A 16,478-nucleotide genomic window follows, 5' to 3' on the forward strand; every position below is an offset into this window, starting at 1 on the left:
ATATCGAACTAATAGCTATTGCTAAATCTATTCTGGTCATTTATATCAAAAATATGAAGGCCTGAAAAATACCAAATAACATGGACGACTGGCCCTTTCCGCTAAAACGGCGGAGGGGGCTTTTGCTTTCAGTAAGCAAAACCGTCCCACCAGATACTACATTATTTGGTGAACCCAGAATGCTTGGAGAATCCCGTGTGGGCTGATTTGCCCAAGCGGTGCAGTCCCCCGATATCTTAGGTTTAATTTTCGTTGTAACCTTCTAGCTACCTACCCGATCTAATATTTAAGTAACGTTACGAACATCCTAAGACTTTTAGTCAAGAAAGCAGGTAAATCTTTGCATATTAATCCTATTGTCGTCAAAGCCAAAGCTGGGGACCCAGAAGCATTCGTGCAGTTGATGCAGGAGATAGAGTTACCTTTATATAGAACTGCAAGGTCCATCGTCAACAAAGAAGAAGATTGTGCAGATGCCCTGCAAGAGACGATGCTTAAAGCCTTTAGGTCCATCCATACACTCAGAGAGCCCGCTTTTTTCAAAACGTGGATCTTCCGGATTCTGATTAATGAATGCAACAAAATGATCAAAAACAACTCAAGAGCCCTCCCTTATGGAGAGCTTCCCGAAGTCCCTTCCATTTCCAAGGATTATGAGAAAATCGAAATATGGGATGCCGTTCAACATCTTGAGGAGAATCTACGGATTGTCATTCACCTTCATTACCTACAGGACATGCCGATCAGTCAAATTTCCGACATTCTCGAAATTTCTACGGTAGCCGTGAAGACCCGGCTGCATCGCGCCCGCAAAAAGCTAAAGCATTCATCTCAATTCATTCAAGAAATGGAGTTGCGACATGGTAAACACTAAGTTAGAAGAACAATTAAAGAGCTGCCAAAGCCTACTTCCCAATCAGTTATCGGATATTGCCCGCTCCAAGCTGAATGAGACTTACCAAATCATCAGGGAAACCGATAATTCCAATTCCCACGTTCAGAAAAAGAAAAATGTATCAAAATCTTTTAATAGATGGTGGATTTCCACTGCAGCCGCTGCAATTCTTGGAGTTACAGTCCTTGCTTCCGGCTTTGTATCGCCCGCAATGGCTGATGCACTCAAGCAAATTCCGGTTCTGGGACAAATCTATTCATTATGGGGCGAAAACAACGGAGATCCCGGTGTTCAACAAGCCGAGGATTTCATCACAAACGTAAACCAAAGCGTGACCCATGGCAATGTTACTATGAATATTCCAACGTTGTTATTTGACGGGACCCGGATTCTTATGAACATAACCACTCCTGGAAACCGTCTGGCTTCGGAGCCCAATTCGCCGCCTTCAGATGCCAATAAAGGAGCGGTGGATAAGTTTGAGGTTCTCTATAAAGGCCAACCTCTGCTCTGGAGTTACGAACACATGGACGGTGAGACTGCTTCCAGCATAATGGTTCAGGTTTTGGACACTTATTATGAGCCGAGCACGACAACACAGACTGTCCAGTTCCCTGATCAGTTTGACTTGACTGTAAATGTAACGTTAAAAGGCTACGATGCCCCGTTCGAATTCGTTCTGCCTGTCACAAAATCAACGCCCGTTACCGCACTAACTTCAGAGGAAACCAAGCATCACGATAACATTAACTTGCAGATCAGTAAGGTGGAAATCACCCCAATCACAACGCAGTTATCCATTGAGTACACAACCAAACCGGGCCAGAGCAAAGAAGAAATGCTTGCTTCTATCCCTTCGAAATATAAGGGTGCTAACGGAAGCGTCATCGCTCTTCAGTTTGACATTGTGGATGAACGTGGTGTTCAACTGAAGCCCATCGGTGCTCACCCCTTAAACGAATCTTATAATGTTCGTTTTGAGCCTTTCAAGACTATACCGAGTACCATAACCATCAAACCGTACTTAGTCGTTTCCGAAGGTCAAGCCCCAGCTGGGACTACAGGACTGTGGGAAGACAACAATATGGTCAAGGAATATATTCCTGAGCTGGAGACTATACTTTCGGTGCAATAGCATTTGTAAAAAGGACCTAATACTCCAGGAATAAAAGGGTGTGTAAACCTACAAAAGACGAAGCCATAATTGGCTTCGTCTTTTGTTTGATATTTAAATGAATTCAGATAGATTCAATTCCAATAAGGTTATTTAGATGAAGCCAGCTTCGATATTTTGTCGGCAATATCTTCCGCTTGTAACAAGGAGGAGTAGGAATCTGCTGCAAAATATTTCTCCATATCAATCTCAATCACTCGATTATTTTTAACTGCATCTAACATTTTCCATGTTGCTGGTAACTTAGGCGGCTGTTTGTCTTTCACAGTAAGGACAATGACATAGTCGCCTACATAATCATTTACGGTTTCCCAAGAAACTTCAACACGGCTCATTTCCTTATCAATGATTTCACTTTGAACTTTTGGAGTAGGTTTCATACCCAAAATATCGTAAGTAGCTCTGCCGCCTCTCTCCCCCTGATTACCAATGACCATTAAAAATTTCTCTACCGTGATATAATCTACGATAGAAATAGTTGCATCTTTTGCAATGGCATTTTTAATTTTTTCGCGGGCAGCTATTTTACGTTTTTCGAAACCTGCCACAAACTGTTTAGCCTCTTCTTCTCGATCAAGGATTTCTCCCATAGCTGTAATCTCTTCTTGAATCGTTGCGTATTTACTTGTATCAAATAATACGGTCGGTGCGATCTTAGAATAGTTACTATAAGCATCTTTATTCCAGGTTATGATGATGTCTGGCGCTAGCTCTAATACTTTCTCAAAAGAAATACTTCCTTCTGCCCCTATGTCCTGTACTGTCTCATCTAAGAAAGGTTTGAGAAACTGAGAATACTCCAATTGTGTATTTGATGCTCCAACCGGTATTACCCCAACTGCTAAGACTGGCCCCAAATCCCAATCAACTACAACACGTTGGGGATTGGCTGGAACATTAACATCCCCCATGACTGTTGTTATTTTCCGTAAACCCGTATTTTCAATGGCTTGATTGGAAGGCGTACTCTGTGTCGGTTCTACTATCTGATTGCTATTACGGCTAGTGCTCCCATTTCCACAAGCTGAAAGTAACAGTGTAAACACAAGCATTAGCGTTAATCCTATTTTCGTTTCGGTCCCCTTAAACATCTGTTTATCTCCTTCAAGTTTATATTGATAATGATTATCATAATCAATATAACAAGAAGAGGAATTTTTGCCCATGGAGGATAAGAACTCTTGCCATGGACTATCTGAAACGATCAAACCTGTCTTCACCTTATTTTTGTATTGAACTGGCGTCGTCCCGACCTGCTTTTTAAACAGACGGGTAAAATAAAAAACATCACTATAACCTACGCTTACAGCAATCTCCTGTACGGTAGCATCGGTCTGAATCAGTATCTCCTTCGCTTTAGCCATCCTCGTCTGAATTACATATTCAATGGGACTTCTCCCTGTCCGGCGTTTGAACTGCCTCGATAAGTACTGAATGCTATAATTCCATTCTTCGGCCATAGATTCAAGTGAAATAGGCCCATTATAATGTTTGTGAATGTATTGAATGATCTGTTCAACTAAATCTGTTTCTTTTAGGGCAACTCCCTGAAGCTGTAACTGCTGTGCAAGTGTATATACGAACTGATAAAGCTGGATTTTCCCTTGAAACCGTTCCATAACCTGCCTGCGATTCCATTCCTCATACATCGATTCCACATGACGATATAAAACAATCGGAGAAACAGGTTTACATGCATATTGCAGATGAAAAGGATTGTTTATATGATAAGATTTCAATATTGTTTTACTAGCTTTAGCAGAAATACTACCTTTATATAAAATGTAATAGTAGGTGACATCCTCAGGTCCAACCTCGAACTTGATGTTACTTCCTTTTCCCGCATGTAAAACAAAGAATCGTTCTAATGGATGTCGATTACCATCCAACCAGATCGTACCTTGTCCACGCACGACAAATATAAAACTACTAGCTGGGAGTACATGTTGCTGCTTACTCTCTCTGCGTATCACATGTTGGCGAATATCCACCAGTTGAATCCATGAAGTGTCCCATATCTGGATATATTCTTCCCAATTCACTGTTAATCCTCCCAAGTCCAATAGCTTGCTAATCCTTTGCAGCTGCAAATCCCTATACAAGCCAAAATCGTAAACGATAACCATTATCATTGTCAAATGATTGGTGACTAGTCAAACCAATTTTAATAGATCAAATCTGACGCCCCTGGAGAGTCTCCAACCAAGTCGATATAGCCATAGCTACCTCAGCTCTTATCTGCGGGATTTATACCGTACATTCCACCACTCCAGCCATCTCAGCTCTTTTCTACGGGATTTATACCGTACATTCCAGCATCTCAGCTACTCATGCAAAGTAATTGTTAAGTAGGCACACTACTCCAGTTTTCGTTGCTCTATATAATAAATTCGGCCTCTTAAATGAGAGTCCAATCCCATAGATAACCTAAGCAAATTATTTATACCGGCAAGATTTAGGGCCATCCTTTTACAGGATGGCCCTCTCATTGATTAAGTTGCAATTTTGCTAACCTTAATACTGTCCTTTAATTACAAAAAACGAACCCCGAATTGTTCCGGCTAGCTTGGACTTCTGCCTAGCAAACTTAAACTTCTCTTCTAGCTCCTTTGGGATCTCCATCCCCTCAGAAAGCTTAAAACCAACAGCCCGCTTCTTAGGGTCATCCACCGTATACATAACGTTGACTGCAAGACCATCCTCATAAAAGACATAAGCAAATTTAATATTTCCCACTTGAAAACGCGACGTTTCTAAAGGTTTGGCCGCAAACTCAATATCACGTTCTTCTTTTAAAATTCGGTTCACATAATCAAGGGTCTCCTGACTTTCACTGGCTTGTACAACCGTAAACTCATGTTTGTATTTGTTCATAAAGTAACGGGCCTCATTAGCACGCAGACCAGCAAGTGCATCTACTACAGGTGAAGATTCTAACCCAACCGTAGACACATTTTTGAATTCAACGATATAGGACATTTTCATCTCTCCTTTTCTCTCATTATTACCAAAAAAACTTATCGTTACTTAGGATACGGTTCGCGTGCTGTCTGTAACGGCAAGTTTCTGTGTTAACTGCTGTGCTCTTTTTCTATTAAAGTGACCATCTCGCGCTTCCACTTTTCTCGCTCCTCTGGCGGGATCGGCTTCCCTTTGTCATACAGAAATCTAATCATATAGAACCCATCCTTCGTAAGCAGGCTGGTAACAAGTTCATGCTCTAATACATTATTGTTCATCAACTGCGTCTCCACTATAGAGCTATTAACAGTCTGATGCAGTACTTGAGCAGTCAACAAGGTTTCTTGGGAGATATAGTCCGCTGTATGCTTCTCTACAGAAGACGCTGCTATTTCATCAAAATAATTAATCGTGAACGTATGCGAAGGTTCGTACCGATGGTATTCTCCTAGCGGATAATATCCGATAAATTGACTGTTACTGTAGACATGGAATGTTGCAGGTACATAGCTGTCAAGCTGAAAATAAGGGATGAATCGCGCAATGCCTGAATTGATCTCTTCTCCAGGAGGAATGACAGCATCCACACCACTAAGGAAATCACCCTTCTTATCTACAAAAATCGTGCTATAAGGGCTGTACCTCGTAATCCAAATTGAACCATTCTCCTTCACAGCCTCAACGAAATAACTGATAATTTGATTTCTTTTTTCCTCACGTTCATCGGCGGGGTTGATACAGGTATGAATGTGCTTCCGAGTGTATGTAAAGACTGCTTTAGTGGCATCCATTGACAGCAATTCAAATTCAAGAATTTCAGATTTTATATTATAGATTTGAAATGTCATCATTAATTGAAAGTGATTTAAAAAGGACATTCCCCTCTTATCTGGATGAAATCTTTTGCTCAAACCTTCTTCATCCTTATCCATATAAGCCTGCTCCAAGCCTTCAACCAGGGCATGCAGCTCCTCTTTTGTGATGCCTTTATTTTTCTTAAAGAAAAACATGTCTTCTCTCCCCTCATCATCAGTCTACTGCCAATTACTTGCTCCTATTTATTATACGGGCACACCTGTGTACTTTTCTAGTTATGAAGAAACCATCCCTGACAAAGGAATGGTTTCTTTGAGTAGGTATACCTTTCGGTCATCCTTACATTTTAAAATGTTCACAAACTAACCTAAATTGTTCTTCTACGCTCATGTTTGGTGTTCTTTCTATGGTTTTGATGCCCAGCTTAGTGCAAGCGTTCTTTATTTCATTGGAGAACTTAATCATAGATTTATTACTGTGTTTCTCAATCTCCGCATCGGATGTATAAAAACATATCATTCTCTCTTCCGGGATAAACGGTAATATAAATTCAGGCATTATTCCTAAATCTATTAGGATTGGTTTGACATCAGGTAACTTCAGCAAGTCAATAATAAAGAATTCCATCATCTCTTCGACCACTTGAAATAACCATTGGCAGTGTTCATCTACAGGTTTATTAAACCACTTATTCCAATCTAAACTAGGATTAGGGAATTGAAGGGCAGGATATTCCATAGGACTAGAGAATGGTCTATATAAAAGCTTACTCTGACACGTTGGTTGTGAGGGGTTGGCGGATTCTTATCTTTCTAGATAAAAAAAGCCTTCCCCACCCAAAAGGGTGAAGAAAGCTTAAATGTGTATCCCCAAATTATGGGCAGCTATATTAGCTTTTCGTACCCGAAGGTGCCTTAGCCAATTGCTCCTCCACCCACCTTATGATCAGCCTCTCCGGAGAAAGCGCCTCCGGAGCAGCCGTAGGTTTTTTAGTGGACAACGCTGTAACTGGCTTGTAGACAGCAAGCAACTTAGCATTCTGCATTACGACCGCGATGCCTGAACAATATTGGGCGATTTCCCGCTTGTTCATCTTGCACCAGTTCATATACAGCTGTGTGACCGCACGCTCTGGACGTGTGTTTTTCTTAGCAGAATGCACCATCAGCAGGCCGAAGGCAGATCGGCGCGCGAGCAGCTCTTCCCAATAAGCGATATATTCTTCTACGGTCACCTGATCAAACGCCTCCCCCAAACTAAGGCTTATAATCGGCCAAGCGAATTCATCCTTTGTTATAGCCATACGTTTTCCTCCTAAAATGTGCCGAGCATTTCCTAAGATGTGATGCGGAATCCGACAGATTGATGCTGCAGCTTCCAGAGACGGTCGTACAATCCGCCTCGTAGTAGTAAAGCTTCATGCCGTCCCTGCTCCACCAGCCGGCCATCTTCCAGCACAATAATCTTGTCCGCACCGCGTATGGTTTTCAGCCGGTGGGCGATAACAATGACGGTTCTGCCCGTAATCAATGCATCAATTCCTTTCTGGATTTCGGCCTCATTCTGCGGGTCAAGCGATGCAGTAGCTTCATCCAACAGCACAATTGGAGCATTCTTTAGAATCGCACGGGCAATGGAAATTCGCTGCTTCTCCCCTCCGGAGAGCGTGCTGCCGCCTTCGCCTACCGGCGTGTCATAACCAAGCGGTAATTTCATGATGAAATGATGGCAATGGGCCATTTCTGCTGCTTGTTGAATATCCTGCTGCGACGCGCCCAGCCGCCCAAAAGCAATGTTGTTTCCAATGGTGTCTTGGAACAGGTACACATCCTGAAACACAACCGACACAGACCCTAGTAAATGTTCTGGATCAATATCTTTAATATTGCGTCCGCCTAGCAGAACACTTCCTTCGTCAGGATCATAGAAACGCGAGATCAGGCGCAGCACTGTACTCTTTCCGCTGCCGGAGGGACCCACAATTGCAGTTAATGAGCCTTGCGGCATCTCTATGCTTAATTGTTTGAGAACAGGCTCACCTCCATAACCGAAGGTAACATTGTCAAAGCGAATGGTACTGCTCTCGGGAAGCGGAGCTGTAGTCCCCGTCATGACCGGCTGGCGAAGCAGGTCTACGATGCGTTCACCCGCTTGTTCGTTGTACCGGAATTCGGCATAGTTGGCGAGCGCCGTCGTCAATGGATCATAGATGCGTGTGCCGACAATAAGGAATACAGCCAGTTGCAGAATACCGAGCTCCCCTCCTAACAATAGATGTACACCTACGTATACCATTAAGGTCAGACCCGCACGAAGAAGAGCCATAGCCGTTAGAATGACCGGTCCGAATATTCCTTCAAGCTTCACACTTTCCTTCATCAAAGTTCTAAAAGAGCTATCCAGACGGACAAATCGTTCTCCCGTCAGGTTGTAGGCTTTCATCACCCGAATACCATTCAAATACTCCTGTAGCCGATTCGCGGCGTTCAATTTGGCTCTCATATGATTCGTCCCTAATCTCCGCCGCAGTCTACCTGACAGGTACATAATTAGAAGGGCAACCGGCAGCGCCACGAACATGGAAAGCGCCATCCGCCAGTCGAGGAATAGTAAACCTGCAAGTGCAAATATCGGCAGTACAAAAGCCCCTGCAAGCTGTGGCAGCAGATGTGAAATGCCTGTCTCAACCAGCGTGAAATCGCCCATCATCATATTCGCCAAATCACCGGGATCCCGGCGAGTCAGGTAGCCTAGCGGAAGCTTACGCAGATGTTCTGCTAATTCCGCCCGTCCCTGTGCCGCAACATTGTAAGCCCCGCGGTATGCAGTGCGGTAAGCGGGAATCTCGCTCAGGAACATCAGTACCATGACAGCAGCTAGTCCCGCGCAAATCCACCAAAGCCGTTCTATCTGAAGCTCTGCACCCACCGTAATATAAGGAGCAAAAATCAACCGCACCGCCTCAATCACTAGCGCATACGGAAGCACACTGACTAAGTTAGCCAGTAAGGAAAAAAATACAGGCTTCAGCAGCTGCTGTGGTTTGCCAGCAGTAATATTGTGCAATACCTTCATAGCTGTTCCCCCCTTTTTTCCAAATGCCAATCTCCGGCGTCACTGTAGACATGCCACATTTGAGTGTAAAGTCCATCGCGATCAATCAAACTATCGTGATCTCCACGCTCCACGATTTGCCCATCTCGCAGTACCAGAATTTGTGCGGCTTCACGAATAGAGGAGAGTCTGTGAGCAATGACAATAACCGTCTTCCCGCGCATAAGCTCCGTTAGTGCCAGCTGCATGTGATGCTCATTTTCCGGGTCGGCAAAAGCAGTTGCTTCATCGAGCACAAGTACCGGAGCATTTTTAAGGATAGCCCGGGCTACCGCAATACGCTGCTCTTCACCGCCGGAGAGATAGACACCACCTTCACCGATTAACGTATCGTACCCCTGCGGAAGCCGAGAGATGAACTCGTCGCATTGTGCCGCTCTGGCTGCAGCCTGAACTTCCTCCAGCGTTGCTCCCGGTTTACCGACGGCAATATTCTCATACAAAGTGTCATAGAACAGGAAGGTCTCCTGAAATACAAAGGCAACTGTATTCATCAGTTCATGAATCGCCATATGGCGGATATCCACTCCACCGATACGGATCGCACCCTCTTGCGGGTCCCAGAACCGCGGCACCAAGCTGGCCACCGTCGATTTACCTGAACCTGACGGTCCAACCAGCGCTGTAACCTTCCCTTGTTCTGCCCGGAAGGAGACCTCGCTGAGCGCAGCCGCAGCCCCCTCTTCTTCACTGTAGGAGAAGGTTACATCCATAAATTCAACGTCGAAAGCTTGCGGTGACAACGGCTTTGCTATTTCTGGTACAGGCTGCTGTGCCAAAAGACGATCCATCCGCTCTACACCTTCGCCGATATCCCGAGTGCTCGAAGCCAGCATAAGTAGCTTATAGAGCGGAGAAGATACGCCTGGTGCCATAATTAGAAAGAACAGCAATACAAGCGCAAAGGACATGGAATTCGGCTGGCCGCTTAGCATAAAGACACCCACCGGTAAAATAAAGGTAAATGAGGAGGCCAGCAATGTTTTGAACAGAATATAGCCTGACTGATAACGGTCCGTAAACTCCAGACAATAATCACGGTATCTGGTCATATCACTGTAGAACCTTCGGAAGGAATGCACCGTCTGCCCGAACACCTTCACCGCTGGCATCCCCCGCACATACTGCACTGCTGAAGCATTGATCTGCTCCAAAGAATCATGATACTGCTTCACACTAGTTTTCCCCTTACTACTCATCATAAGTGCTGACTGCACAACCATTCCTATTAGGATCGGTAGAAGACAGGCAACAGCTAACGGCGGACTCAGCCAGAACATCGCCACAATCATAAGCACCGTGGACGCCAGCGCGCTGACCAGATCAGGGAGCTGATGCGCTACGAAATTTTCCACCTTGTCGACATTCTGTTCCAGCGTCTTCTTCACTGCGCCGGTCGAAGTTCCATTCAGGAAGCCGAGCGGCAGTCTGCCTAGATGTTCAGTCATTCGCACACGCAGATTATACTGAATACGAAAAGCCGCAATATGCGAACACATAATACCGCAATATGAGGTCACCAACCCTCCGATCAATCCGCCAAGTGCAATCCATCCCCAGCGGATCATTGCATCACCGTCAACCTGTCCAGGAGACGCGGCATGCCGCAGTAGCTCAGCCAAGATGAAATAAACAGACAAAAATGGTACCAGCATTAACACGGCGCTGACAGATGACAATATGCCAGATAGGATCAGCAAGCCCCGCTTCTCTCCGGCAATCTCTAGCAGTCTCGACATGCCAGTTTTGGTTTTACTCACAGTTGTTCCCCCACTCTTTATAATTACGCACAAAAAAGTGCACTGAGAATGATTCTCTGTGCACTAGTGTAAAGGAACGCTCTTCATGGTTGCTACCGTTTCCGGGATTATAATCAACCAAATCAGGAGCATCTGTTTTCGATGTGAGCTTACATCCTTGTTCCTAAAGAACGCTGTCTACCACTGATCAGATATGCTCCAGGACGCACACCGAATTTTTTACGAAAGGCTGCTGAGAAATGGCTGACATTCACGTATCCGACTCTGGATGCTGCTTCACTTACCGTCATATTTCCATGTTCTAGCAGCTGCTGTGCCCTTTGCATCCGTTGTTCGATCACATAGGCATGGACAGTATAACCGAACATTTCCTTAAAGCCCTTCTTCAATTTGAACTCATTGAGGCAAATAATGCGAGAGAGCCCTGCTAGTGTCGGTGGATGTAAATAATCACGCTGCAGAATTTCCTTGGCTAGCCGCAGGCTCTCCATATCATCTCTAGATAGCTTGACTGTGTGGGAAATCCGATCAGCTTCAAATAAAGATTCATTGAGATAGACAGCCATTAGCTCCAGCATTTTCCCCTCCAGATAGAGTTCCCGCATACCCTGACTATAGGAACAGTCCGCAATTTGAGACAGAATAAGTCGGATAGATGGTGTGATAGCGTTTTTGCCAAAAAACAACCCAGCTCCTCCTCCGGCTTGGAGCCGTGTATCCTCGGTCAGTCCGCTGGTCATCCGCTCAAATTGTGCCGGACTCATATCTATGCTGAGGAATCTGTAGCCCGCTCCGCTAAGGTATATACAATTTTCACTTCTTACTCCGCCGTGAAGCAGCACACTTTCTCCTGTATCTATGGCAAAGTAGTCCTGCTTCAGCGAGGTCCCCCATTCAATTCCATGTCCCATACAGAATATCAGCTCCGTACGAGGTGTTCTAAACTCGCCCTTCGCTTCGATATCCCGATTAAATTGGAGATCAAAATCCGTCATCTGAAGATAACGCTGAGTAAGCAGGCTCCGGCAGCTGCCCTCCCCTAGCTCGACCGGTGGTTTTATCTCAAAGTGGCTTCCGTCCAACTGGTAAGTAATATTAAACCCTTCGCATCTAAGCGTCTTATGGGCATCAATCGTTTCTGCTTCAATCAGACCATCGTTACGCTTCATGCTCATCCCTACTTCCCCTTACTTTGGATTAATTATATATGTATTGAGAATGATTATCAATTGAATGTTCTTTTAGCAAACATGCATATACAACAAAAAACCTTCCCCCCCTAAAGGTGAAGAAGGCCTAAACGCGTCACTTCTGAAGACGTGGCCAGCTATATTTTCAGCTCCCCAAGCTATTGCATTAGACTTAATCCGTAATTTTCACATTTCCAAATACGGCCTTATTCCTCGAATCATCCCCCGGATTGCTGAGCGCTATGCCAATATACACCTTATCATTCATCGGGATTTGAACAGTTCCAACTGTTTGCCAGTTATTCCCGTTCGCCGAAATAGCCCCTTTGAAGGTATTTCCGCTTCTGGTCAGCTTTAGCCATCTTGGAGCCGAGGCAGCCGCAGTATGGTCGACCATATTGCCCGCGGTCTCTGCACGATACTGGAAGGTTGCCCCATTCTCGGGGGTAAGCATCATATCTGCGTGCTTCGAATTATGACCCAACGACTCCCGAATCATAATGCCGGCCTTGGCCCAGCCGTCCAATCGGCTAGTGGACTGCACTTTAACAATAATCTCCGCATTGCCGCTCGCGGATTGGTATATATAATTCAGTTGATCTCCATTTCCCCAAATATCCGTAGAGCTGCTATTGAGTGTAAATTGCTTATTGGATGAATTGTAGGTAACGTTCCCCGGCATGGAACCGATATTTCGAGCCTTCCATCCAGCTGGTAATTGAGCCGGATAGTCTTGTTCTGCCGGAGGCGTCCAGCCTGGCGTCGGCCAGGTTTCACGTTCCTTGATATTGGCCAATTCATCTTCTGGCCAGGCCCCGTAGGCAAAGAACGACAGGCGCTTCACGTCCGGATAATTCTCGCGGATTCCCTTGTAAATCTCCTGATATTGATCATCAGTCCAGTCATTATCCAGTGTGGCTACAATCTCCACATCACTGCCACTGATCCGGTCGCTCGTATCCTTCAGGATGCCGTAGGAAGTGCTGTATACCCAATCACTATTGAACTCCCAGTCATCAAAGTACGCCATCGGTGCGACAAAGTCGATATCATCCTTGAATTTGGCTACATTCTGTCCAACCTCTGTAAATTCCGGCGGCAAAATATACACACCGAACTGCACATCCGGATTTGTGGATTCAGAAATATCCTCACGGATATCGCCTACATACTGTCCAATTTGTTCTGTTCTCCATTCATTCCACTGTTCCCGCTGAGGCGAATCCGTATCGAAGTCAATGCTGAGCGGGGAATACCCGAACTGTGCCTGATACTTCGCAACCGTGTAATCACTGACGTCCATGTTGTAATTGTCGAAGCGGATCCAGTCTAGCACAACACCGTCAACAGCATAATTCTCGATCACTTCCTGAATGATGGAACGCTCATACAGCTGCACTTCGTGGTGAATCGGATTGACGAAGTATTCGTTGCCGTTAGAACCTGTGAATGGAATCTGAACCCCGTTAACCAGCGCTTGCATCTGCCATTCATCGTGAGCAAGGAAGGCTTGCTGATCATGGAACTGGGGAATCCAGGCATGAACCTTGATTCCTGCAGCATGGGCTGCTGTAATGACAGCCTGCAGAGCATCGAAATTCTCGTAGCCTTGCGCGATCGGAGCGATATCACTCTGATAAAATACACTTCCAGACGGAACCTCATCATCTTCATCCTGCTTCACGTTCATGCTGATGACATCGACACCGTAGCTTGTGGACAGCTGGATGAAATTATGGACATCCGCAGTGTTCTTAAACTGGTTTACGGTCCGTACAATAACTTCCGTTTCAAAAGGGGGATTACTCTCCTCATCGGCCTTAGCCGGCACGGAACCACCTGCTATCGAAGAAACCAATACGAAGCTTAACATTGCTATGCATCTCGATCTCAGCGCAAATGCCATAATATCGCCTCCAAAAGTATAAAATTTCATAAAAGTCTTATTTCGTCGCGTTGATTTTCTTGACATTCTCCTGCCATTTTTCGGTTCTGAACTCAAGCAGCTTATCCAGCCCCGCTTTTTGGGTGTTCTTTTTGGCTGTCTCCAGTGCCGACAATACCTCTTCATCCGACTTCGCCTGAACCATTTGTGCGTAAGCAAGGGTATAAATATCCCCGATATTCTGTGCGATGATGCCAATCTCCGTATCCGGAAGCGGATCGGTATTCACAAATTCCGTAATGTCCAGCGCGGTTTTCCAGGTCACCGTGGACTGCGCCACTGTCTCCCATGATTTCTGGTTCGCGGAAAGCAGTGCCTCTAAGCTCATTTTCGCCGTATCAATAAAGGTCGTATTTCCCGCCCAGTTAAAGTCCTCGAATTTTCTCATTGTTTCGGTACGCTCGTTAGCAGGAGTCGTCTTGTATTTCTCGTTCGGAATTGGTGCTCCGTCTGCGTCCTCCTCATCCCAGTACAAGCCTTTAGGACCGAAGAAAAGCACCTTCTGTCCCTCCGGACCCGTAATCCAGTCAAAGTAAGCGAAGATGGCCTCCGGATCCTTGGCCTTTTTCGTAATGACACTGACGTTCCAACCCAGCGTCTCGAAACCGCTTACAAACACTTGCGTTTTGTCTAGTCCGGCTTTATGAATAGGCCAAATAATTTCATAACCGCTGTCCGGATTGTTCGCAGTCAGTGCACGATGTCCCTCGGCTCCATACGTAGTGATATTGGATTCGACCATGACCGCTACCCGGCTGGTATTGACCTTTTCTTTGACCGCATCCTGGGTTTGCTGCAGTGCATCCTGCGTAATCAGCCGTTCACGATACAGCTTATTGATATACAGCACCATCTCCTCGTAAGCGGGATCATCCAAGATAGATGACAGCTTGTCGCCTTCCGGATATCCCATGAGTGAAATGAACTTACTGGTAGAATGCTCCTTAAAACCGCCATACATAATCTCCAGACCTGCCCCCTTCTCGCCAACCTCCAGAGGTACAACATCGGGATACTTCTCTTGCACCAAGCGTAAATATTGATACAAATCATCAAAGGTCTCCAGCACCGGTCTGCCGAGCTCATTATAAATATCTTTATTCACCATCCATCCGCCGTTGCCGAATTGCCCGGAGGTATACCAGTTCGGGATTTGATAGATTTTCCCGTCATCTGAACGGAGCAAATTCAGGGTGGATTCCTTCACATATTTCTTGAAGTTCGGATACTTGTCATAGTAATCATCCAGCGCAACAAGTTGCCCTGCCTGCACCAGCCGTTCCACTGAGGATCCCCGGTCAGTAAAAATGACATCCGGTAAATCTCCGCCGACGATCATCGTGTTGAGTTTTTCTCCGGCCGCACCTCCCGATTGAATCGGTTCAACTGTAACCTTACGGTTCTCCTGAATCCATTTTGTCGCCTCATTATCCCCCCATGGTGATGTCGTAAGCCAGTCATAGTTTCCATAGAAGCTGAAGGTGACAGGCTTGATCCCGCTGCCGTCATCAGTGGCGACCTCGGTATTCAAATTTTTCTCGCTTGTGTTTGGTGAAGTGTTAGAATTCCCCCCTCCGCTACAGGCAGCGAGAAGAAGCACCAGCGAAGTCAGCAGAAGCGATACCCATTTCATACGATTGCCCATTCTTTTCCCTTCTTTCTACATAATATGGACACTGCTATTCTTTCAATGAACCGATCATTACGCCCTTCACAAAGTACTTTTGGAGAAAAGGGTACGTCAGGATAATCGGAATAGTAGCGATCATCATCGTAGCCATGGTCAGTGACTTCGTAGTAATCGTCCGATTTCGGTTCATATGATCCAGCGCGATGGCATTCGATGAGCCAATTTGGGTCATAATGTTGGAGTTCATAACCTGCCGCAGCAGGGTCTGTATAGGAAGCAGTTCGTCCTTCGTAATATAGATCGCTCCCGTAAACCAGTCGTTCCAGTAACCGACCGCAGTAAATAAAGCAATCGTGGCCAGCACCGGACCGGAGACGGGAATAACGATTCGGAAGAAAATGCCGTAGTTACTGCAACCGTCGATTTTGGCCGATTCCTCAAGCCCCTCCGGCAAAGCGTTGAAGAAGGTGCGGATGACAATCATGTTCCAGACGCTGATGATACCGGGGATAATCAGAACCCAAAAGGTATCCAGCATACCCAAAGAGCGAACCAGTAAATAACTAGGGATGAGCCCTCCACTGAAGAACATCGTAATCATGAAGAACACCATATATTGTTTTCGAAAAAGCAATGTTTTCTTGGACATTCCGTAAGCTAACAGGGCCGTGAAGAAGACGGACAACGCCGTGCCGCTCATCGTTCTAAGAATGGTGATCAGAAAAGAATTCAGCAGGCGATGATCCTGAAACACAATATAATAATTTTCCAGGGTAAATGCTCTCGGCAACAAGGTTATACCGCCGAGCGCCGTATCGCTCCCTAGATTAAAGGAAATGACCAGCGCGTTCCAAAATGGGTACAGCATAAGTAGCGCCAGCAGCGTCAAAAGGATATAAATACTCCGCTGCATGATTTTGTCGCCTAGGCTTAGTCTCATTGTTCACCTCTCCTAAAAGGTTTATGGAGCATTACTTACAGTCGATACATTCC

At 45.5% G+C, this 16,478-nt stretch carries 13 protein-coding genes; 2 read left to right on the forward strand and 11 right to left on the reverse strand.

All coding sequences use genetic code 11. The features are described 5' to 3' along the window. Nucleotides 1–340: 340 nt before the first annotated feature. A complete protein-coding gene (locus ACN6KS_RS24955) occupies nt 341–874 on the forward strand; it encodes an RNA polymerase sigma factor (RefSeq protein ID WP_440960726.1) in 534 nt (177 codons plus the stop codon). Then, nucleotides 861–2,030, forward strand: a complete 1,170-nt coding sequence (locus tag ACN6KS_RS24960) for a DUF4179 domain-containing protein (RefSeq protein ID WP_440960727.1) — start codon at nt 861–863, stop codon at nt 2,028–2,030. The genes ACN6KS_RS24955 and ACN6KS_RS24960 overlap by 14 nt, the downstream gene beginning before the upstream one ends. Nucleotides 2,031–2,158: 128 nt before the next feature. On the opposite strand, the gene ACN6KS_RS24965 is transcribed toward ACN6KS_RS24960, so the two are convergent. The 11 genes from ACN6KS_RS24965 to ACN6KS_RS25015 form a co-directional block, all read right to left on the reverse strand. Beyond that, the gene (locus ACN6KS_RS24965) at nt 2,159–4,111 is read right to left on the reverse strand and encodes an AraC family transcriptional regulator (RefSeq protein ID WP_440960728.1); all 1,953 of its coding nucleotides are present in this window, start codon (nt 4,109–4,111) and stop codon (nt 2,159–2,161) included. Nucleotides 4,112–4,583: 472 nt separating this feature from the next. Continuing rightward, a complete protein-coding gene (locus tag ACN6KS_RS24970; RefSeq protein ID WP_094877982.1) occupies nt 4,584–5,048 on the reverse strand; it encodes a phage tail protein in 465 nt (154 codons plus the stop codon). 92 nt (nt 5,049–5,140) lie between these two features. Further along, nucleotides 5,141–6,040, reverse strand: coding sequence for a hypothetical protein (locus tag ACN6KS_RS24975; RefSeq protein ID WP_094872606.1), 900 nt, complete (start codon nt 6,038–6,040; stop codon nt 5,141–5,143). 145 nt (nt 6,041–6,185) lie between these two features. Then, complete coding sequence (locus ACN6KS_RS24980; protein ID WP_341135640.1) at nt 6,186–6,584, reverse strand: hypothetical protein; 399 nt, start codon at nt 6,582–6,584, stop codon at nt 6,186–6,188. Between the two features lie 151 nt (nt 6,585–6,735). Further along, nucleotides 6,736–7,149 carry a hypothetical protein gene (locus ACN6KS_RS24985; RefSeq protein ID WP_440960729.1) on the reverse strand — a complete coding sequence of 138 codons (414 nt, stop codon included), beginning with the start codon at nt 7,147–7,149 and terminating at the stop codon, nt 6,736–6,738. 32 nt (nt 7,150–7,181) lie between these two features. Continuing rightward, nucleotides 7,182–8,921, reverse strand: coding sequence for an ABC transporter ATP-binding protein (locus ACN6KS_RS24990; RefSeq protein ID WP_440960730.1), 1,740 nt, complete (start codon nt 8,919–8,921; stop codon nt 7,182–7,184). Continuing rightward, entirely contained in the window at nt 8,918–10,699 is a 1,782-nt protein-coding gene (locus ACN6KS_RS24995; protein WP_094872672.1) for an ABC transporter ATP-binding protein, read from the reverse strand. Before ACN6KS_RS24995 ends, ACN6KS_RS24990 begins: the two co-directional genes overlap by 4 nt. Before the next feature lie 170 nt (nt 10,700–10,869). After that, the gene (locus ACN6KS_RS25000) at nt 10,870–11,895 is read right to left on the reverse strand and encodes a helix-turn-helix transcriptional regulator (RefSeq protein WP_094872613.1); all 1,026 of its coding nucleotides are present in this window, start codon (nt 11,893–11,895) and stop codon (nt 10,870–10,872) included. Nucleotides 11,896–12,082: 187 nt separating this feature from the next. Continuing rightward, nucleotides 12,083–13,816, reverse strand: a complete 1,734-nt coding sequence (locus tag ACN6KS_RS25005; RefSeq protein WP_341135643.1) for a family 10 glycosylhydrolase — start codon at nt 13,814–13,816, stop codon at nt 12,083–12,085. A gap of 37 nt (nt 13,817–13,853) precedes the next feature. After that, on the reverse strand, nt 13,854–15,500 hold the full coding sequence (locus ACN6KS_RS25010) for an extracellular solute-binding protein (RefSeq protein WP_280787861.1): 1,647 nt from the start codon (nt 15,498–15,500) through the stop codon (nt 13,854–13,856). Between the two features lie 34 nt (nt 15,501–15,534). After that, the gene (locus tag ACN6KS_RS25015; RefSeq protein ID WP_094877989.1) at nt 15,535–16,425 is read right to left on the reverse strand and encodes a carbohydrate ABC transporter permease; all 891 of its coding nucleotides are present in this window, start codon (nt 16,423–16,425) and stop codon (nt 15,535–15,537) included. Nucleotides 16,426–16,478 lie beyond the last annotated feature (53 nt).

The organism is Paenibacillus nitricinens (assembly GCF_052056485.1).
Lineage (GTDB): Bacteria > Bacillota > Bacilli > Paenibacillales > Paenibacillaceae > Paenibacillus_AQ > Paenibacillus_AQ nitricinens.